This is a genomic window from Actinoplanes sp. NPDC089786, assembly GCF_040684855.1.
Lineage (GTDB): Bacteria > Actinomycetota > Actinomycetes > Mycobacteriales > Micromonosporaceae > Actinoplanes.
Map to the genome: position 1 here is coordinate 46,195 of NZ_JBFBGU010000022.1, position 19,188 is coordinate 65,382.

18 protein-coding genes and 2 pseudogenes are annotated in these 19,188 nt (G+C 71.5%); 8 read left to right on the forward strand and 12 right to left on the reverse strand.

The features are described 5' to 3' along the window. Window position 1: 1 nt before the first annotated feature. From AB0O15_RS38730 to AB0O15_RS38745, 4 genes and pseudogenes are all read left to right on the forward strand, one after another. A complete protein-coding gene (locus AB0O15_RS38730; protein ID WP_364329895.1) occupies window positions 2-931 on the forward strand; it encodes a sugar ABC transporter permease in 930 nt (309 codons plus the stop codon). Beyond that, window positions 928-1,830: a carbohydrate ABC transporter permease gene (locus AB0O15_RS38735; RefSeq protein WP_364329898.1), complete on the forward strand. Its 903-nt coding sequence runs from the start codon at window positions 928-930 to the stop codon at window positions 1,828-1,830. The genes AB0O15_RS38730 and AB0O15_RS38735 overlap by 4 nt, the downstream gene beginning before the upstream one ends. 77 nt (window positions 1,831-1,907) lie before the next feature. Then, window positions 1,908-5,483, forward strand: a complete 3,576-nt coding sequence (locus tag AB0O15_RS38740) for a S8 family serine peptidase (protein WP_364329901.1) — start codon at window positions 1,908-1,910, stop codon at window positions 5,481-5,483. 76 nt (window positions 5,484-5,559) lie between these two features. Further along, window positions 5,560-5,745: pseudogene (locus tag AB0O15_RS38745) on the forward strand (SAM-dependent methyltransferase); the annotation flags it as partial. A gap of 108 nt (window positions 5,746-5,853) precedes the next feature. Here the strand turns inward: AB0O15_RS38745 and AB0O15_RS38750 are convergent. The 9 genes from AB0O15_RS38750 to AB0O15_RS38790 form a co-directional block, all read right to left on the reverse strand. Continuing rightward, a complete protein-coding gene (locus AB0O15_RS38750; protein WP_364329904.1) occupies window positions 5,854-6,975 on the reverse strand; it encodes a peptidase in 1,122 nt (373 codons plus the stop codon). A gap of 127 nt (window positions 6,976-7,102) precedes the next feature. After that, window positions 7,103-7,897 (reverse strand): polysaccharide deacetylase family protein, encoded by a 795-nt coding sequence (locus AB0O15_RS38755; protein WP_364329907.1) that lies wholly within the window; start codon window positions 7,895-7,897, stop codon window positions 7,103-7,105. A 150-nt stretch (window positions 7,898-8,047) separates the two neighbouring features. Continuing rightward, entirely contained in the window at window positions 8,048-8,494 is a 447-nt protein-coding gene (locus AB0O15_RS38760; protein WP_364329910.1) for a hypothetical protein, read from the reverse strand. A 21-nt stretch (window positions 8,495-8,515) separates the two neighbouring features. Then, complete coding sequence (locus tag AB0O15_RS38765; RefSeq protein WP_364329911.1) at window positions 8,516-9,268, reverse strand: hypothetical protein; 753 nt, start codon at window positions 9,266-9,268, stop codon at window positions 8,516-8,518. A gap of 2 nt (window positions 9,269-9,270) precedes the next feature. Next, window positions 9,271-9,972 (reverse strand): hypothetical protein, encoded by a 702-nt coding sequence (locus AB0O15_RS38770; protein ID WP_364329913.1) that lies wholly within the window; start codon window positions 9,970-9,972, stop codon window positions 9,271-9,273. Window positions 9,973-9,988: 16 nt separating this feature from the next. Beyond that, window positions 9,989-10,300 carry a type VII secretion target gene (locus tag AB0O15_RS38775; RefSeq protein WP_364329916.1) on the reverse strand — a complete coding sequence of 104 codons (312 nt, stop codon included), beginning with the start codon at window positions 10,298-10,300 and terminating at the stop codon, window positions 9,989-9,991. Further along, the gene (locus AB0O15_RS38780; RefSeq protein ID WP_364329919.1) at window positions 10,297-10,689 is read right to left on the reverse strand and encodes a YbaB/EbfC family nucleoid-associated protein; all 393 of its coding nucleotides are present in this window, start codon (window positions 10,687-10,689) and stop codon (window positions 10,297-10,299) included. The genes AB0O15_RS38775 and AB0O15_RS38780 overlap by 4 nt, the downstream gene beginning before the upstream one ends. A 55-nt stretch (window positions 10,690-10,744) precedes the next feature. Further along, window positions 10,745-11,203 carry a hypothetical protein gene (locus AB0O15_RS38785; RefSeq protein WP_364329922.1) on the reverse strand — a complete coding sequence of 153 codons (459 nt, stop codon included), beginning with the start codon at window positions 11,201-11,203 and terminating at the stop codon, window positions 10,745-10,747. A gap of 92 nt (window positions 11,204-11,295) precedes the next feature. Further along, on the reverse strand, window positions 11,296-12,339 hold the full coding sequence (locus tag AB0O15_RS38790) for an acyltransferase (RefSeq protein ID WP_364329924.1): 1,044 nt from the start codon (window positions 12,337-12,339) through the stop codon (window positions 11,296-11,298). Window positions 12,340-12,572: 233 nt separating this feature from the next. Here AB0O15_RS38790 and AB0O15_RS38795 point away from each other — a divergent pair. Continuing rightward, a pseudogene (locus AB0O15_RS38795) lies at window positions 12,573-12,941 on the forward strand (Uma2 family endonuclease); the annotation flags it as partial. Between the two features lie 66 nt (window positions 12,942-13,007). On the opposite strand, the gene AB0O15_RS38800 reads toward AB0O15_RS38795, so the two are convergent. Next, on the reverse strand, window positions 13,008-13,754 hold the full coding sequence (locus AB0O15_RS38800; RefSeq protein WP_364329927.1) for an ABC transporter permease: 747 nt from the start codon (window positions 13,752-13,754) through the stop codon (window positions 13,008-13,010). Then, the gene (locus tag AB0O15_RS38805; RefSeq protein ID WP_364329930.1) at window positions 13,751-14,512 is read right to left on the reverse strand and encodes an ATP-binding cassette domain-containing protein; all 762 of its coding nucleotides are present in this window, start codon (window positions 14,510-14,512) and stop codon (window positions 13,751-13,753) included. Before AB0O15_RS38805 ends, AB0O15_RS38800 begins: the two co-directional genes overlap by 4 nt. Before the next feature lie 56 nt (window positions 14,513-14,568). On the opposite strand from AB0O15_RS38805, the gene AB0O15_RS38810 reads away from it, so the two are divergent. After that, window positions 14,569-15,267: a 2Fe-2S iron-sulfur cluster-binding protein gene (locus AB0O15_RS38810; protein WP_364329932.1), complete on the forward strand. Its 699-nt coding sequence runs from the start codon at window positions 14,569-14,571 to the stop codon at window positions 15,265-15,267. 29 nt (window positions 15,268-15,296) lie between these two features. On the opposite strand, the gene AB0O15_RS38815 is transcribed toward AB0O15_RS38810, so the two are convergent. After that, window positions 15,297-16,040 (reverse strand): 3-hydroxybutyrate dehydrogenase, encoded by a 744-nt coding sequence (locus tag AB0O15_RS38815; RefSeq protein WP_364329935.1) that lies wholly within the window; start codon window positions 16,038-16,040, stop codon window positions 15,297-15,299. Between the two features lie 60 nt (window positions 16,041-16,100). Here AB0O15_RS38815 and AB0O15_RS38820 point away from each other — a divergent pair, with 60 nt between their 5' ends. Continuing rightward, window positions 16,101-17,582: a cytosine permease gene (locus AB0O15_RS38820; RefSeq protein WP_364329938.1), complete on the forward strand. Its 1,482-nt coding sequence runs from the start codon at window positions 16,101-16,103 to the stop codon at window positions 17,580-17,582. A 20-nt stretch (window positions 17,583-17,602) separates the two neighbouring features. Beyond that, window positions 17,603-19,177: an MFS transporter gene (locus tag AB0O15_RS38825; RefSeq protein ID WP_364329941.1), complete on the forward strand. Its 1,575-nt coding sequence runs from the start codon at window positions 17,603-17,605 to the stop codon at window positions 19,175-19,177. Window positions 19,178-19,188 lie beyond the last annotated feature (11 nt).

Genomic DNA, 19,188 nt, shown 5'->3' on the forward strand with positions numbered 1-19,188 from the left:
CATGGCCACCACCGAAGTGGCGGCGCCGCCGAGCCCGGCGCGCAACAAGGGACGGGTCCGCGGCGTCGCCCCGGCGTTCTGGGTGTTCGTCGGCCCGTTCCTGATCGGCCTGATCGTCTTCGTCTACGTGCCGATCATCTGGTCGGTGATCCTGAGCTTCTCGCGGGCCCAGAACACCGTGACCCCGGGCGACTGGGTCGGGCTGAGCAACTACATCGACCTGCTCAAGCCCGGCCCGTTCCTGGACAGCCTGGTCACCTTCACCGTCTTCGCCGCGTTCATCGTGCCGCTGACCTTCGCGCTGGCGCTGGGGCTGGCGCTGCTGCTCAACCGGATCCGGTTCATGCGCACGTTCTTCCGGTCGGTGTTCTTCCTGCCGACCGCCTGCTCGTACGTGGTGGCCTCGCTGGTCTGGAAGCTGTCCATCTTCAACGGGGTGCGGTTCGGCCTGGCCAACACCGTGCTCGGCTGGTTCGGCGTGGACAACGTGGCCTGGCTGGCCTCCAGCGACCCGCCCTGGTACTGGCTGGTGCTCGTCACCGTACGGCTCTGGCTCCAGCTCGGCTTCTACATGATCCTGTTCATCGCCGGGCTCCAGCGGATTCCCAAGGAGCTCTACGAGGCGGCCGACGTGGACGGCGCCGGCCGGGGCTGGCAGACCTTCCGCTACATCACCTTCCCGCAGCTGCGGGCGACGTCGGTGGCGGTCCTGCTGCTCCTGTTGATCAACGCGTACCAGGCCTTCGACGAGTTCTTCAACCTGCTCGGCAACTCGTCGTTCGCCCGGCCACCGCTGGTCTATCTGTACTACACGGCGCAGGGCAACCAGGACTACGGGCACGGCACGGCCGGCGCCGTCATCCTGGCGCTGCTGATCATGATCGTGACGCTGGCACAGGGCCGGATCTTCGGTTTCGGGAGGGCTGAATGACCGTCACCACGACGCCGGCCGTGGCCGCCGAGGACGAGGCCTCGCCACCGCCCAACCCCCGTCGCCGCACGCCGGCCGAAGCGCTCGCCACCTCGGCCCGCTACCTCGTCCTGACCATCGCGGCCGTGCTCTTCCTGGTGCCGTTCTATCTGATCGTCCGCAACGCGCTCTCGGTCGACACCGAGATCACCGCGGCCGACTGGAAGCTGTTCCCGACCACCCTGCACTGGGAGAACTTCGGGGAGCTGTTCACCGACCCGTCGGTCAACATCCTCCAGGCGCTGGGCAACTCGGCGATCGTGGCCGTCCTGCAGACCCTGGGGATGCTGCTGCTGTGCTCGATGGCCGGCTACGGCCTGGCCCGCATCCCGTACCGCTGGGCCACCCCGATCTTCTACGCGGTGCTGGTCACGTTGATGATCCCGCCGGCCGTGACGTTCATACCGACGTTCATCATCGTGTCCCAGTTGCGCTGGGTGGACACCTATCAGGGCATCATCGTGCCGGTCCTGTTCAGCGGCTTCACCACGTTCCTGTTCCGGCAGTACTTCCTCAACTTCCCGCGCGGTCTCGAGGAGGCGGCCCGGATCGACGGGCTGGGCTGGTTCGGCTCGTTCTGGCGGATCGTGGTGCCCAACTCGGGGGCCTTCTTCTCGGCGATCGCGGTGATCACGTTCATCACCAACTGGAACCAGTTCCTGTGGCCGCTGATCGTCGGCCAGGACTCGTCGAAGTGGACGGTCCAGGTGGCGCTGAGCACGTTCCTCACCGCCCAGACGATCAATCTGCACGAGCTGTTCCTGGCCGCCGCGGTCTCGATCGCGCCGCTGGTGCTGGTGTTCGTGCTGCTCCAGCGCTATCTGGTGCAGGGTGTGGCCGAAACCGGCATCAAAGGCTGAGTCCGGAGACTTGTCCTCGTAACATACGTTGATCATCCTGGGAACGCTCCCATCGATCGACGTATGCGAGGTTCTCGTTGTCTCTGCGCCTCCACGGGTTCGGGCTGGCGGCGATCCTCGTCGCCCAGGCCGTTGTCGCCCCGGCCTCGGCCGCAGCCGCCGCACCACCGGCCGCCCCCGCCGGAACCGCTGTCACGCTCATCACCGGGGACAAGGTCACCGGCGGTGAGTCGAACCCCGAGGTACGCGACGCCGAGGGCCGGCTGACCGGCTTCCTCCAGCATCGCGAGGGTGGTGACACGTACGTCTATCCGCACGCCGCGCTGCCCTATCTGGCCTCCGGCCGGCTCGACAAGGATCTCTTCAACCTCAGCGAGCTGATCGAGTACGGGTACGACGACGCCCACAGCGCCCGGATCCCGCTGATCGTCACCTACCGGTCGGCCGCCGCCCAGCGCACCGCCACCACCCTGCGTGGGGCCTCCGGCGTCCGGCCGCTGAACAGCATCCGCAGTGCCGCCCTGAGCGCCGAGCGTTCGGGCGCGTTCCTCGCCAACCTGAAGACCAGCGGCATCGCCAAGGTCTGGCTGGACGGCAAGGCCAAGGGCGCGCTGGCCGAGAGCACCGCGCAGATCGGCGCGCCCGAGGTGTGGAAGACCGGCAACACCGGCGCCGGCGTCGACGTCGCGGTGCTGGACACCGGCATCGACACCGCCCACCCGGACGTCGCCGGTCAGATCGCGGCGACCAGGTCCTTCGTGCCCGGCGTCGCGTCGGTGGAGGACGGCGCGGGCCACGGCACCCATGTCGCGTCCACCATCGCCGGCACCGGCGCCGCCTCCGGCGGCCTGGAGCGCGGCGTCGCGCCCGGCGCGCGGCTGCACATCGGCAAGGTCCTCGCCGACGACGGCTTCGGCCAGGAGTCCTGGATCATCAGCGCGATGGAGTGGGCGACCCGCGAGCAGCACGCCCGCATCGTCAACCTGAGCCTGGGCGCGGACCCGACCGACGGGACCGACCCGATGAGCATGGCCGTCAACCAGCTCAGCGCCGAGACCGGCGCGCTGTTCGTGATCTCGGCCGGTAACGACGGGCCGAGCGCGTACACGGTGGGCACGCCGGGCGTCGCCGACGCCGCGCTGACCGTCGGCGCGGTCGACCACGACGACCTGCTGACCTTCTTCTCCAGCCAGGGACCGCGGCTCGGCGACCGGGCGGTCAAGCCCGAGCTCACCGCCCCGGGCGCCGGCATCCTGGCCGCCCGCTCGCAGTACGCCCCGGAGGGCGAAGGCTCGTACCTGACGATGAGCGGCACCTCGATGGCCGCCCCGCACGTCGCCGGCGCCGCGGCGCTGCTGGCCGCCGAACACCCGGGACTGACCGCCCAGCAGCTCAAGGACGCGCTGGTCAGCACGACCAAGCCGACCCCGGACGTGTCGATCTACCAAGCCGGCAGCGGACGACTGGACGTGGCCGCGGCGACGGCGGCCCCGGTGTTCGCGACCGGTGTCGTCAACTTCGGCTACCCGGCCTACCCGACCGCCCCGGACGGCCCGGTCGACCGGGAGATCCGCTACACCAACACCGGCGACCAGGCCGTGACCCTCGACCTGAGGCTCGACGGGCTCGACTTCGTCACGCTGTCGGCGCGGCAGATCACGGTGCCCGCGCACGGCTCCGCCTCGGTCACCGCGAGCCTCGAGTTCGACCAGGTGCCCGCCGACCGGCTGCACTCCGGGTTCATCAGCGCGACGGCGACCGGCCACCAGGCGATCCGGACGTCGCTCGCGGCCGGCCGCGAGGGCGTACGCCATCTGCTGACCCTCAAGGCCAAGAACCGCGCCGGGAAGCCGACCGGCGGCCAGCTCGTCCTGCTCGGGCCGGGCCTCAACCGGACCGAGCAGATCGACGCCACCGGCACCCTGGCCCTGCGGCTGCCCGAGGGCGGCTACACCGCCTGGCTCAGCACCGACGTCGAGGGCGCGCACGGCCCGTCGTCCCGCGGCCTCGCCATCATGCCGGTGCCGGTCATCGAGCTCGACCAGGACCGTACGGTCGTCTTCGACGCGGCCAAGGCCAAGCCGGTCGCCGCGACCACACCGCAGCCGGCCGTCGTGACCGCGTCGCGTTACCGGATCGAGCGCGACTTCGGCGCCGGCTCGTGGGTGGACGCCTGGAACCCGAGCGCCGAGTACGACAGCGTGTGGGTCCTGCCCACCAGCCGGAAGGTGACCGAGGGAACCTTCGCCTTCGGCAGCCGCTGGCGCCTCACCCAGCCCGCCCTGACCGTGGCCTCCGGCGGCGAGACGTACGACGACGTACGCGTCCAGCGGGCCCGGACGCCCCTCCCCCGCGGGCACAGCCAGGTCGACGCCGTGCTCGGCGGGGACGCCCGCGGCAAGGCCCTGGTGGTCCGCCGCACCGACACGGTCCCGCTCGAACAGCAGGCCGCCGAGGCCGCCGCCGCGGGCGCGAGCCTGCTGGTCGTGGTCAACGACGGCATCGGGCGGCCGGCGCCCTGGCCGGACTCGGTGTGGGCGCCGGCCGACCCGCCGCCGCTGACCGTGGCCACCCTCACCCGCGACGAGGGCGAGCGGCTGATCACCCGGATCCAGGCGGAGCGGCGCGTCCGGCTCGCCCTGACCTCGCGCCCGTCCACCGAGTACGTCTACGACCTGGTGCACGACTATCCGGCCCGGATGCCGGCCGACCTCACCTACCGCGCCACCGCCCAGAACCTGGCCCGGATCAACACGTCGTTCCGCAACTGGCGGCCGGCCCAGCTGCTGGAGAACCGCTCGGACGTCAACGGCTCGCTGGAGTACACGGTGACCCCGGCCATCGGGGACCGGGTCGACTGGGTGACCGCCGGGGTTCCCTGGACCACCGACGTCCAGATCCTGGATGAGCAGGGCCAGCGCAACGCCCCGACGGTGTATCCGGCCGGCTCGGTGCGCAAGGAGCACTGGTTCGGGCCGGTGCAACGGCCACGCCTCATCCCGGACGCCACGTCGAACCCGGTGTTCCGGCAGGAGGGCGGCTGGTTCTTCGCGGTCATCCCCGGCTGGGGTGACTCGGGCGCCGCGCACGAGGGCAACACGTTCACCTGGGACGCGGACAACACCATCCGGCTCTACCAGGGCGACCGGCTGGTCGGCCAGACCGATCGCTACGACCGGCAGCTGAAGGCCGGCAACCTGGCCGACGAACGGCTGCCCTACCGGCTGGTCTCCGAGAACAAGCGCGACGCGTGGGCCGGTCCGTACTCGATCGACACCCGCACGGAGTGGGGTTTCACCTCGGGTGCCGTCGCTCCGGGGGCTCCGATCGAGGTCCCGGCGCTGATCCAGCTCGACTACGCGGTGGACACCGACGTCGCGGGCAGGGCGGCCCGGGACGCCGGCCTGACGATCTCGGCGCTCACCCTGCCCACCGCCACGGGCGCCGGTCCGATCCGGTCGGTGGCGCTCGAGGTGTCCTATGACGACGGCGTCACCTGGCGGCCCGGCCGGCTGCGGGAGGGCAACCGCGGCTGGCGTACGCACCTCGACGCCCCGGCCACCGCGCAATTCGTCTCCCTGCGCACCACCGCCCGGGACACCAAGGGCAACACCGTCGACCAGCGGATCACCCGGGCATTCGGGCTGACGTGACGTGGCGCGGCCGGGGCCGGCCCAGTACCCTGCCTGCTGGCAGGCCCCGTCCGCGTCCACATGAGAGGCACCCCTCATGACCACCGCCACGCCGGATTCCAGCGCCCCCAAGTTCGACACCGGCGTGCCGCACAGCGCCCGGGTCTGGAACTACTGGCTGGGCGGCAAGGACAACTACGCCGCCGACCGCGAGGTCGGTGACCAGGTCAGCGCGGTCTTCCCGGCCATCGTGGAGAACGCCCAGGCCTGCCGCGCCTACCTCGAGCTGGTGGAACCCGGCGTGGTCACGATCTCGCGGTGGCGGCCGGAGCCCGGCGCGGACGACGCCCACCAGGATTCGTACGGCGGCGTCGCCCGCAAACCGTAGGCGCTACCGGGTGGCCGGGACGATGCCGCCGAAGTCGCGCCACGCCGTCCCGTAGTCCTGGAACCCGATCCGCGCCCCGGCCGTGCGCGTGGTCGTGCCCTTGGCCCGGATCTTGCCGTTGGCCGACACCGAATAGATCGGGCCGCCGCTGTCACCCGGCCGGGCCGCCGTCTGCCCCTCGGTCTGCTCCGCCTCGACCAGATCCTCCCGGTCGGCGTAGAAGAACAGCACCTTCAGGTTGCAGACCGGGCGGCCGAGCTGGCGCGAGCTGGTGACGCCGGACTGGCACAGGTACTCGCCGACGAACGTCCAGCCCCAGCCCTCGACCGACGCGGTCACGTTGTCGGTGGGCGTGCCCACGTAGACGTACCCGTCGACGCTGGACGTCGGCACCAGCTCGACGTCGTGGTCCTGGTTGCGCGCGCCGATCGTGCCGATGGCCTCGCCCCGGCCGTCGGTGAAGCGCTGGCCGGTCTGCCCGCAGTGCGCGGCGGTGAGGATGTAGCTGGCCGACCCGTTACGCACGCCGAAGCCCGAGGTGCAGGCGGTGCCCTGGTCGGTGTTCACGATCGTGGCCCCGCCCCGCCACGGCGCCCGGTCGTCGTCCCGGCTGGTCGGTTCGAGCGGCGCCTCCACGGCCACGTCGACCGGCACGCCCACGTCCGGCACCGCGGCCCGCAGCGACGACGGGACGGACACGACCAGGCCGCCGCCGTCGGGCCGCAGCTTGATCGCCTGGACCGCGTCACCGCCGCCCGGCCAGCTCGCCCGCAGCCGGCCGGCGGCGGCGCGCAGCTCGGCCATCGAGTGGTCGGCCTCGTGGACCCGCACCGGCGCTGACCGGGAGGCCTGGGCGATGACCCGCCGCATGGACGCGGGCACGGCGCCCTTCCACCACAGGGCGACGCTCGATTCCTCGAGGACGATCCCGGCGTAGCCCGGGTAGGCGCGGTGTTCGATCTCCCATCGGACGGTGGAGGCGGCGGCGACCAGCGGACGCTGCCGGGTCATGCGCTGGAGGTCGGACAGCTTTGCTTCCGGATTTGCTTCCGCGGGCGAGGCGGCGAGGGCGGTCATGAGTACGGCGGCCGCGGCGGCGGCCAGCCATCGACGGTACGGTGACATCGATGTCATTGTGTTCAGCCTCCTGGGGATGACGACGTGAGGTCGGGAGCTTCCATCGATCGATGTAAATGGAAACTAACCTTCCAGCAGCCGCGACGCCACCCCCTCGCAGCATCTGCGGAACCCCTCAGTGCAGGGCTCGCACCGGGCCTTCCGTCTCCGGCTCGGCCGCGGCGAGCAGCTCCGGGACGGTGACCAGGCGGAAACCGCGCCGCCGGAGGCCGTCGATCATGGCCGCCAGGCCGCGCACGGTGATCAGCCGGCGATCGTCACCGGCGTCGTGGGCCAGCACGATCGCGCCCGGCCGCACCGAGTCCACGATGAACGCCGCCTGGGCGCCCGGGTCGCCGCGGAAGCTGCGCTCGTGCATCTCGTCCGACCACAGCACCAGGTCGTAGCCCATCTTGGCGGCGGCCAGCACGGTCGAGCCGCCGAGGTGGCCGAACGGCGGCCGGAACAGGGTCGGGGTGCGACCGGTGTAGCGGCGGATCACGTCGTCGGTGCGCCGCAGCTCGTCGTACACCCCGCGCAGGTCGAGCGTGGCCAGATCGGGGTGCGACCAGGAGTGGTTGCCGATCGCGTGCCGATCCATCCGGCCGCGGATCAGGTCGTGGTGGCGGGCGACGTTGCGGCCCTCCATGAAGAAGGTGGCCGGCGCGTCGGCCCGGTCGAGAACGTCGAGGACGTCCGGCGTCCAATGCGGGGCCGGCCCGTCGTCGAAGGTGAAGGCGACCAGCGGCTCCTCGGTCCGCCCCCGGTAGTGGATCTTCACGTCCGGGTGGGCGACCGCGCCCAGGTCGTCGGCGGCGGCCGCGTACCCGCCGGCCACCGGAGGCCGGTCCCACCCGCACCAGTGCCGCACCGCGGGCGCCGCGGCCACGCCGACCGCCACCCCGGCGCCACCCAGCAGAGCCCCCCGCACGACAGCACGCCGACTCAACCCCGCAGCCACCACATTCCCCCGTCTCGATGTGTGGCTCGCAGCATTGTGGATCATCGGTGGTCGGCGCTTCCCCCACACGGCGGAGTCGCGCCCGGAGAAAGCTCGGCCTATCGGCCTAGGGAAGGCCCCCTAATCAAGGTGTTGCAGGTTGTTGTCGTAGACGCCGTCGGTCGTGACCAGGATGCCGTTGAGGCGGGTCGCGATGAACGCCTGGATCTGGTCGAGCAGCTCCCAGGCGTCGTCGTCGAAGGTCTCCGGGAACAGCTCGATGCCGATTATCTGCCGGCCGGCGCGCAGCCGCCCGGCGGTCTCCTCGGTGACCCGGCGCTCGGCGATCGCCTCCGCCACCAGCTCGCTGATCGTGGCGGCGTCGACGTCGTGCTGGAAGATGATCGGCTTGGCCACGCCGGGCAGGCGCATCTGCATGCTCTCCCAGCCCGCGTCGTCGTCATCGCTGGGGTCGGGGCTGAACATCGGCTCCCCGTCGCCGTACCAGCCGTCGACCGCGTACTCGGCGATGTCGCGCCGGGAGATCGGCGCGTCCGAGGCGCAGAAGATGTTGTGGAACTGGGACATCACGCGGCCTTCCGCAGCAGGTCAGGGGGTGGGTCGGCGCTTGGAGTGCGGATCGTCACCTGCACTGTACTTGATCCAGTTCTCCTCTTCGGGCGCCTTCTTGTCGACGAACTGGAGGGTGTCGTTCGGCCCCAGGACGCCCAGTTCCTCGGCGATCTTCTTGCGTTCCCGGCTCTCCGGCAGGCCGCCCTGGGTGGTCGCGCCGACCTCGAAGTAATCGGTGCCGCCGGAGTTGTTGTCGCGTACGCCGTCCGGGAACCGGCCGCCGAGGTTGACGTTCTCGACCTGGTCCACGCCGTGGTTCTCGGTCAGGTACCGCTTGGCCGCGACCTGTTCCGGCCCGCCGGACCGGCCCGGGCGCTGACCGGAGGCGGCCTGGTCGTAGTGCAGCCGCTTGTAGTCGTCGAAGGACAGCAGGTCGTCGGGCGACTTGCCGCTGTTGTAGGCCTTCTGCCGGTAGCGCTCGTACCGCCACTCGGCCGCGCCGGGCTGACCGGCGACCGGCTTGCGGCCGGTGGGCCCGGTCGGCGGCCAGGGCCGGCCGTCCGGTGTCGTCGTGCCCGGCGGCGTACGCCCGGGTGTCCCCCGCCCCGGCCGGCTCCGGGCGGGGCGGGGCGCGCCCGAGCCGACCTGCCCGCCTCGGGTGGCGTCACCGACCGCGGCCTCGGCCTGCCGCATGCTGCCCGCGGACCGCCCCGCGCGCGGCCGTAACGGCCGGAACTCCGGCTCGTCCCCGCCGCCGTCCGACCCGCCGCCTCGATTACGTCCCGCCACCGCTACCCCTCGAGCAGTGCGGTGAGGTTCCGCAGGCTCGTGACCAGCGCGGTCGTGTACGACAGGATCCGCCCGGCCCACTTGGCCACGGCCGAGACGATCTGGGCCGCCACCACCGGGATGGTGACGATCAGCAGCGACTCGGCGGCCCAGACGATCACCCGCGCCACCAGGTCGGCGATCAGGTCGCGGACGATGTCGCGGGTGAACTGCACCAGGTTGCCGGCGGCCTGGGTGGCCGAAGCCATCCCGGAGGCCAGCACGCTGAGCCCGCCCAGCGCGTCCACATTGCAGGACATCAGGCTGTAGTACGAGTCGGCGGCCGCGCCCTGCCAGTCCGGGAAGTCGGCGTCGAGGCCGGCCTGCAGGTCTTGGGCCAGGGCGGCCAGCTCGCCGGACATGTTCGACCACGTCTCGGCGTGCGCCGCCACCCGGTCCGGGATGCCGGCGAGCTGGTCGAGCATCTCGCGCAGCGGCTCGAAGTACTCCATCGCCCAGCTCAGACCCCCGGCCAGCAGCGTGCTGAACGGGTCGAGCACGGTCGCGGTGACCTCGAGCGCGAACGCGCCGCCGGCCAGCGCCCCCTCGACCCAGCTGCCGCCGCTGATCGCCTGTTGCAGCCCCTGGAAGCTGTCGGCCAGCGGTGCGGCGGTGGTGGCGGTGCGGGTCGTCGCGACGTCGGCGACCAGTGATCGGTCAGACATGGTGAGCTCCCCGGCGCTACCGGCCACCGGCCTGGCGGACCCCGTCCGCGGCCTCGCTGTCGGCCTCGTCGTAGTCGTCCGCGGTCTGGATCAGCGCGTCACCGGCCAGGCTCAGGTTCTCGGCCACCTGCGCGAAGAATTGTTCCTGGGCCTGGTGCCGGCGTTCGAGAATGCCCGACATCCACCCGCAGAGCAGCCCGTACGCCTCGTCGTCCTGGGCGATCGACGCGCTGGCGCTCCGGATCGCCGCCACCCGGTCGCGCAGGCCGTCGAGGTTGCTGACATGTGACCGGATCTGCTGCCCGTCCACCGAAACCGCGTCCGTCATGCCTCTGATCCCCCGTTCAGCTGCTGTTCCATCCGCTCGGCGATGGTGCGGCCGGCGATCGAATCGGGGCCGACGGTCTCCTCGATGATCTGCCGGGACCGCTCGGCCGCCTTGAGCCGGGCCGCGCGCAACGCGGTCAGCACCGCCCGGGACGACGCGTCCGGGGCGATCCGCTGGACGCGCTCGGTGAACCGCAGGTCGGCCAGGACACCGGTCGAGTCGATGGTCACCGCGACGATGCCGTCGCCGTCCTCGGCGGACACCCGCAGCTCGCCGAGCCGGTCGCTCATGGCCTGGGTGTCGGCCGCCATCCGCTCGATGCGCCCCTGCCAGTTCTGCAGGTAGTCCAGCGCCGAGTCAGGGTCGAGCGGACCTCCTGCGGCCGTCATGACACCCCCGTCGAGAGACGTACGCCGATAGGCCGAGGAGTCTAGCAACGGCAGGTCAGGCGCGCTTGACGGCGACCGTGACCCGGTGGGTGGTGGCGAAGATGGCGCCCGCCCAGCCGTGCGCGTCACGGAAGGACAGGCTGGTCGCGTCGTCCTCGACCCGGTCGGCGACGATCGTGAACGCGGCGCGGGGCAGCTCGCGGCGGTAGAACGACAGCACCGCGGCCGGGTCGGGCGCGGTCAGCGTGAACGAGGCGCCCGACTCGGGGTCGGACAGGTCGGCCACCCGGCTGCCCGCCGGCAGCGGGAACGCGGACGGGACATTCCGGACGACCGCCGAGGTTCGAGCCACCGCCCGGACGCCGGACGCGGCCCGCCGAGCCTCGGGCGCCGGCGCGATCGCGGCGGGCTGGTCGTTACGCCGAGCCTCGGCCGTGGTGGCGCTGCCACAGGCGCCGACCCCGGCGCCGGCCAGCAGGGCGGCAACCACGGCGGCGATCCGTCTCGCGATCATGCGTCCCATTCTCGGCCATCCGGTCAAGATCGGCGTGAAATGGGACGGGTGTCACGCGCCTTGACCACCGCTGTCCTTGGAGAAACCGCCGGTCAGGAGGCGGTCAGACGCTTCTTCAGGTACGCCGCCAGCGGGCGCTCGACGAGCCGGTGCACCGCGTACGCCAGGGCCAGCATGGCCGCGATGACCAGGACCACGGTGACCGGGCGCGGCATCTCCGGCAGGTGCTGGATCAGCGTGCCGCCGATGTGCTGGTGCAGCAGGTAGAACGGATAGGTGAGCAGCCCGGCGGTGGCCAGCCAGGGCCACCGGACGCGGGCCGTCCAGCCCAGCGCCACCGCGGCCACGATCAGGAAGAACATGGTCACGATCAGCATGGCGACGGTCAGCGAGAGCTCGCGGTGCTCGGTCTTCCCGGTGGCCGCGACCCGGGCGCCGAGCGAGTACATGCCCATCGCCCAGGAGAACACGATCAGGCCCCAGTGGCGGATGTCCGAGCCGAACTTGTGGACCAGGAAGAAGCCGATCCCGGCCACGAAGTACGGCGCGTACGCGGGCTGGAGCAGGATGGTCAGCACCGGCAGCCCGGCCTTGACCGAGACGGCCGCGGCGATCAGCCAGGCGTACCCGAACCAGAGGACCCGCCGGCGGGTCACGCCAAGCGCGACCACCACGGCGAAGAGCAGGTAGAACCGGGCCTCGGCCCAGAGCGTCCAGTACGACAGATCCACCGCGGGGATGCCGAGCGGCTCGTTCAGCATGGTCAGGTTGACCACGACCTGCTGCGGGTTGACCGGCTTCTCGAAGGACGGCCAGATCGTCACCACCGCCGCGGTGAGCAGCACCGCGGCCCAGTAGGCCGGGAACAGCCGGATCAGCCGCGACCGCGCGAAGGCCCCGACGGTGCGTCCCCAGCAGCTCAGCGAGATGACGAACCCGCTGATCATGAAGAAGAGCTCGACACCCAGCCAGCCGTACGAGGTGACATGCACCGCCCGCTGGAACGGCGCCTCACCCGGCCCCCACAGTTTGTCGGCGTTGATCGCGGTGAAGTGGAAGAAGGCCACCGCCAGCGCGGCACACAGCCGCAGCCCGTCGAGCACGGCGAGCCGCCCACCGACACGCGGCGTCGCCACGACGGGCACGGGCTTATGCAGCTCGAGGCCGGTCGACACAATGAGTTCCCCCGAATTCCCACTGCGACATCAGAACCGCGAGCACAGTACGGTATCCGGCTCTTCGAACCCCACCGGCCCCTTGACCGGTCGTCGAAGACCGCAAGAACCGTCAAGTCGTGGCGCCGTTCGAGCTGCATGGCGCCGGGCCCTCCAGGAGGAGTATGACTGTCGAGATGGTCGCGCCGGCCTGGATGCATCAGCAGGTCACGGCCGAGCAGTACGCGTCATGGACGGAAGAGCAGTGTGCGGGTATCGAGATCGTGGACGGCATGGCTCTCGTTTGTCCGAGCGCGTCCAAGCGGCACAACCGCCTGGCCCGGCTGCTGGCGAACGCCCTGGATGCGGCCGCGGGGCCGGATTGGACCGCTGACACCGACTTCGATGTCCGGCTTCAGGATGTGCCGCTCAACAACCGTCGTCCGGACGTGACGGTGTACCGGGCGGAGACCATCGATGTGACTCCGACACGACCCGAGCATGTGCTTCTGGTGATCGAGGTGGTCTCTCCGGGGTCGGAGACGACCGATCGGGTCGTCAAGACCGATCAGTACGCGAGGTTCCGGGTCACGGAACGACCTTGGACCCCTTGCCCGGCTGAGCAAGGGGTCCGGGGACCGGCCGCGGGTTCAGGCGATCTTGCGGCGGTAGGCGGCCATCGCGAAGGCGTACGCGACGACCAGGATGCCGGCGCACCAGGCGAGGGCGATCCAGATGTCGTTGCCGACCGGCTGCTGGTCGAACAATGCCCTGATCGCGTTGACGATCGAGGTGACCGGCTGGTTCTCGGCGAAGGCCCGCACCGGGCCGGGCATCGTGCCGGTGGGGACGAAGGCCGAGCTGACGAAGGGCAGGAAGACCAGCGGGTAGGAGAAGGCGGACGCGCCGTCGGGGGTGGTCGCGGTCAGGCCGGGGATCACGGCCAGCCAGGTCAGGGCGAGCGTGAAGAAGCCGAGGATGCCGGCCACGGCGAGCCAGGACAGCACCCCGGCCGGCGAGCGGAAGCCCATGATCAGCCCGACCAGGACGATGACCACCACCGAGATGGCGTTGGACACCAGTGAGGTCAGCACGTGGCCCCACAGCACCGAGGATCGGGCGATCGGCATCGAGTGGAAGCGTTCGAAGATGCCCGACTTCATGTCGTTGAAGAGCCGGAACGCGGTGTACGAGATGCCGCTGGCGATCGCGATCAGCAGGATGCCGGGCATCAGGTAGTTGGTGTAGTTGCCGCCGCCGGTCTGGATGGCGCCGCCGAACACGTAGCGGAACAGCAGCAGCAGCGCGATCGGTGTGATGGTGACCGTGATGATGGTGTCCAGGCTGCGGGTCACGTGTCGCATGGACCGCCCGAGCATGACGCGGATGTCGTTCATCGCTGCCCCACAATCGCCAGGAAGATCTCTTCGAGGGTCGGTTGCCGTTCGACGTACTCCACCTTGGCCGGTGGTAGCAGTTCTCTCAGTTCGGCCAGCGTTCCGGACCGGATGATCGTGCCGTTGTGCAGGATGGCGATCCGGTCGGCCAGTTTCTCGGCCTCGTCGAGATATTGGGTGGTGAGAAGAATGGTCGTCCCGTGGTGCGCGAGTTTCTGGATCACCTGCCACACCTCGATGCGGCCTTCCGGGTCGAGTCCGGTGGTCGGCTCGTCGAGGAAGATGATCGGCGGGTCGCCGATCAGGCTCATGGCGATGTCGAGGCGCCGGCGCATGCCACCGGAGTAGGTCGCCACCCGGCGGCCCGCCGCCTCGGCCAGCCCGAACCGTTCGAGCAGGTCGTCGGCCACCTTGCGCGGGTCGTCGACGCGCCGGAGCCGGCCGATCATGACCAGGTTCTCGCGGCCGGTGAGGATCTCGTCGACCGCCGCGAACTGCCCGGTCAGGCTGATCGACTCACGCACCCGCGCCGCCTGCGACACCACGTCGTACCCGTTGACGCCGGCCGCGCCGTCGTCCGGTCTCAGCAGCGTGGACAGGATCCGCACGATCGTGGTCTTGCCGGCGCCGTTCGAGCCGAGCAGCGCGAAGATGCTGCCCCGCGCCACCTCGAAATCGACGCCCTTGAGCACGTCCAGCTTCTGGTACGACTTCCGCAATCCGCTGACCCGGATCGCCGGTCCCTGCTTCTCCATCATCGCGTCTCCCGTTCGGTGATGCCGGTGTGGCACCACTATGACACCACAGTGATGCCATGGCAAGCCACATTGATGCCATAGGGCTCGCCATGCTCCACGCGTTGGCCGCGCAGAAGTCCGCGCGGGAGGTGTGGTGGATCCAGGCCGCGCGCGACGGGGCCGAGCGGCCGTTCACCGCCGAGGTGGCGGGGCTGCTCGCCGCCCTGCCGAACGCGCACGCACACGTCTTCCTCAGCCGGCCCCGCCCGGACGACGTCTACGACAGCGCGGGCCACCTGTCGGGTGCTGTGCTGCGTACCCTCGGACTGCCGTCCGACGCCGAGGCGTACGTCTGCGGTCCGGCCGCCTTCCAGACCGTCGTCCTCGCCGCGCTGACCGAGGCCGGCGTGCCGGCCGGCCGCGTACACACCGAGATCTTCGGGGCCCAGCCCGGGCTCACCCCGGGCATCAGCGCCAAGCCCGGCCGCCCGCCGCACGCGCCGGAGGGTGCGACCGGCGACGGGCCGGCGGTGTCCTTCGTCCGCAGCGACCTCACCGTCCCGTGGCCGTCCGGCTGCGCCAGCCTGCTCGACCTGGCCGAGGCGTGCGACGTGCCGGCCCGCTGGTCCTGCCGCTCCGGGGTGTGTCACACCTGCGAGACCGGCCTGCTGTCCGGCGCGGTCGACTACACCGCGGAACCGGTCGACCCGCCGGCCGACGGGGCCGTGCTGATCTGTTCGGCCCGGCCCACCGGACCGGTCGTGCTCGACCTCTGAGCCTCAGCCGGCGTTGACCAGCTCGAGGCTCAATGGATGCTCCAGCCGCCGTCGATCATCACCGACGAGCCGGTCATGAACGAGGCCGCGGGGAGACAGAGGTAGGTCACGGTCTCGGCGACCTCCTCGGGCTCGATCAGCCGTTTGAGCGCCGCCGGGGCGAGCATGATCCGCTCCACCACCTCGTCGGGGGCGATGCCGTGGGTGGCGGCCTGGGCGGCGATCTGCTTGTCGACCAGCGGCGTCCGCACGTACGCCGGATTGACGCAGTTCGAGGTCACGCCGTACGCCGCGCCCTCCAGCGCGACCACCTTCGACAGGCCCTCCAGGGCGTGCTTGGCGGTCACGTACGCGACCTTGAACTCCGAGGCGCGCACGCCGTGCACCGACGAGATGTTGACGACCCGGCCCCAGCCGCGCGCCTTCATGCCGGGCAGGAAGCGCCGCACCAGCCGGAACGGCGACTCGACCATCAGCCGCATCATCATCGAGAACACCTCGGCCGGGAACTCGTCGATCGGCGCGACGTGTTGCATGCCCGCGTTGTTGACCAGGATGTCGGCCTCGATGTCGAGCGCGTCGATCGCGGCCAGGTCGGTGAGGTCGAGGGCGATCGAGCGCCCGCCCACCTTCCCGGCCACCTCGGCCGCGCCGCCGGCGTCCCGATCGACCACCACGACCGCGGCGCCCTCGGCGGCCAGCCGCTCCGCGCAGGCCCGCCCGATCCCGCTCGCTCCCCCGGTCACCACCGCGGTACGCCCGTCCAACGTCATCGGACACCTCCCTCGTCACACCTTATGGATCGCGGCCCGCGGCCGGGGCAGGATGAGGGGATGGCATCCGACGCCCGGACCGAGTTGCTCCGACTCGAGCGGAACGGCATCGAGGTGATCACCGAGGCCGAGCGGACCGGGCGGCCCCGGTCGCTGTTCTGGCCCTGGTTCGCCTCCAACATCTCGGTGCTCGGCGTCAGCTACGGCGCGTTCACGCTGGCCTTCGGCGTCTCGTTCGCGCAGGCGGCGATCGCCGGCGTGATCGGGGTGGTGATCTCGTTCGCGCTGTGCGGCGTGATCGCGCTGGCCGGCAAGCGGGGCTCGGCGCCGACCATGGTGCTGTCCCGGGCCGCCTTCGGCGTCAACGGCAACCGCCTGACCGCGGCGCTGTCCTGGCTGCTGACCGTCGGCTGGGAGACGGTCCTGGTCATCCTGGCCACGCTGGCCACCTCGACCGTGTTCACCCGGCTGGGCTGGGGCGGCGGCACCGGCACCAAGGTCGTCGCGCTGATCGTCGTCTCGGCCGTCACCGTGCTGGCCGGGGTGGCCGGCTTCGCCGTGGTGATGCGCCTGCAGACGATCATCACCCTGGTCACGGCCGTGCTCACGGTGGTCTACATGGTGCTCGCGGCCGGGCACATCTCGTGGCCGGCCGTCTCGTCGCTGCCGGCCGGCTCGGCCCAGCAGGTGATGGGCGCGCTGGTCTTCCTGATGACCGGCTTCGGCCTCGGCTGGGTCAACGCGGCGGCGGACTACTCGCGCTACCTGCCCCGGAGCGCGTCGAGCCGGGGCGTGTTCGGCTGGACCACCTTCGGCGCCGCGCTGGGCCCGGTCCTCCTGCTGGTCTTCGGGCTGCTGCTGGCCGGCTCGTCCACCAGCCTGTCCGACGCGATCGGCGCCGACCCGATCGGCGCGCTGACCACCCTGCTGCCGACCTGGTTCCTGGTCCCGTTCGCGATCGGCGCCGTGCTCGGCCTGATCGGCGGCGCGGTGCTCGACATCTACTCGTCCGGCCTGGCCCTGCTGACCGCCGGCGTGCGCATCCCGCGCTACCTGGCCGCCGCCGTCGACGGCGTCATCATGATCGCCGGAACCATCTACGTGGTCTTCTTCGGCAACAGTTTCATCGGCGCGTTCCAGGGCTTCCTGATCACCCTCGGCGTCCCGATCGCCGCCTGGTGCGGCGTGATGCTGGCCGACGTGGCCCTGCGCCGCCGCGACTACGCCGAGGACGAGCTGTTCGACCCGCGCGGCCGCTACGGCAACGTCCGCCCGCTGCCGTTGACGCTGGTGGTGGTCGGGACGGCGGTGGGCTGGGGGCTGGTCACCAATTCGTTCGCCGGCTGGCTGGGCTGGCAGGGCTACCTGCTCGGCCCGCTCGGGCTGGGCGGGCGCGAGGGCCCGTGGGCGTACGCCGGCCTGGGCATCCTGGTCGCCCTGGTGATCGGCCTGGTCGGCACCCTGATCGGCGGCGCCCGGGCGGTCCGCCGCCAGGAGAGCGAGCCGGACCGCTTGTCCGTCCGCCCGTCCCCGGCCTCGTGACACGCTCGGCCAGGGGCAACATGACCGTGCCGAGACGGACGACGACCACCCTGGCCGTGGCGACCCTCGGGCTGGGGCTGAACCTGCGCGCCTCGATCCTGATCGGACCGCAGCTGCACGAACGGTTCGTCGCCGGCCCCGGGCTCCATGTCCTGCTGATCGGGCTTCCGCTGCTGGTCGCGGCGCTGGTGCGGGTGCCGGTGGGTGTGCTCACCGATCGGTACGGCGCCCGGGTGATGATGCCCGCGGTCAGCCTGGTGTCGGCGCTGTCGGTGGCCGGGCTGGGACTGGCCGGCTCGCTGCCCGCGGTCGTGGTGGCCGGGGCCGCGGCGGGCGTGGCGGGGGCCGCGTTCGTGGTCGGCGGCGCCCTGGCGGCCCGCGTCCTGCCGTACGGCCGGCGTGGTCTGGGTCTGGGGTTTTTCGGTCTCGGTGTGGTGGTCGCGGTGGCGATCTCGGCGGTGTCGTGGCGATTCGACCCAACGGGACGGCACGCCGCGTTCGTGCTGGCGGGAGCGCTGGCCGGCTTCGCCGGGCTGGCCGCGGCGGTGCTCCGCGATCCGGTGCCGGCCCGTCCCCGAGGGTCCCTGGTCCGTCAGTGCGGGGCGATGGTCCGGCTGGCCTCGTCCACCTCGTTGTCGTTGCTCTACCTGCTCGCGCTCGGCGGGATCGTGTCGATCGCGGCCTACCTGCCGGTGTTCCTGACCGTTGCCGCCGGCCTCGGCTGGTTCCGGGCTCTGGCCGCCAGCGGCGTGGTGGTCGTCCTGGCCGCGGCCGCGCGGCTGGCCGGTGGCTGGTGGACCGACCGGCGGCCGACCGCCCGGCTGGTGATGATCTGTTACGGCGCGGCCGCGGGCCTCTACACGGTCGGGGCGATGCTGCCGCCGGTGTGGTGGCTGCTGGTGCCGGTGGTCGCGGGGATCGCCGTGTGCGACGGGGTCGCCAGCGGCGCCCTGCTGGCCCTGATCGGCAAGGCCGCGCGACCGCGGGACGCCGGGGCGGTGATGGGCGTGACCGGCTCGGTCGGTGCGCTCGGCGCGCTGGTTCCGCCGGCGCTGGTGGCGGGGGCGATCGGGCTGACCCACTCGTACGCCGCGGCCTGGCTCCTTCTTGCCGCCCTGCTGCTGGTGGCGGCCGTCTACGTCGGCACCCACGGCCTGTCCGTCGGGCTCGGGCTGGCGGTGCGATCCGAGCCCGAGCCGGGACCCACGTCGATGACGATCGCGGTCGTCGGCGAGCCGGAGACCCGGCTGGGCGCGGCCGCGGTGGTGGCCGAGCTGGCCGACCTCGCCGCCAACGACGAGCTGGTCATCGTCTACGGCGCCGGCGAGGGGGAACAGCCCGGCACGATGGCCGCCGGGCTGCGGTACCGGCTCCCCCGCCACCGCGTGGTGGCGGTTCCGGTCCGCCGGCCCGAACTCGGCCGCGACGCGCTCCTGCTCGGCGACTACGTCGACGCCGGCGCGCTCGCGATCGCGGTGACACCGGCGGCGGACATGCGGAGCGTCGCCGCCGACCTGTCCATCTACCTTCAGGCCGACCGTGTCCTGGTGCTGTCCTTCACACCGGCCGAGGGGGCCGAGTTCGGCCCGATCTAGCAGGATGTCGG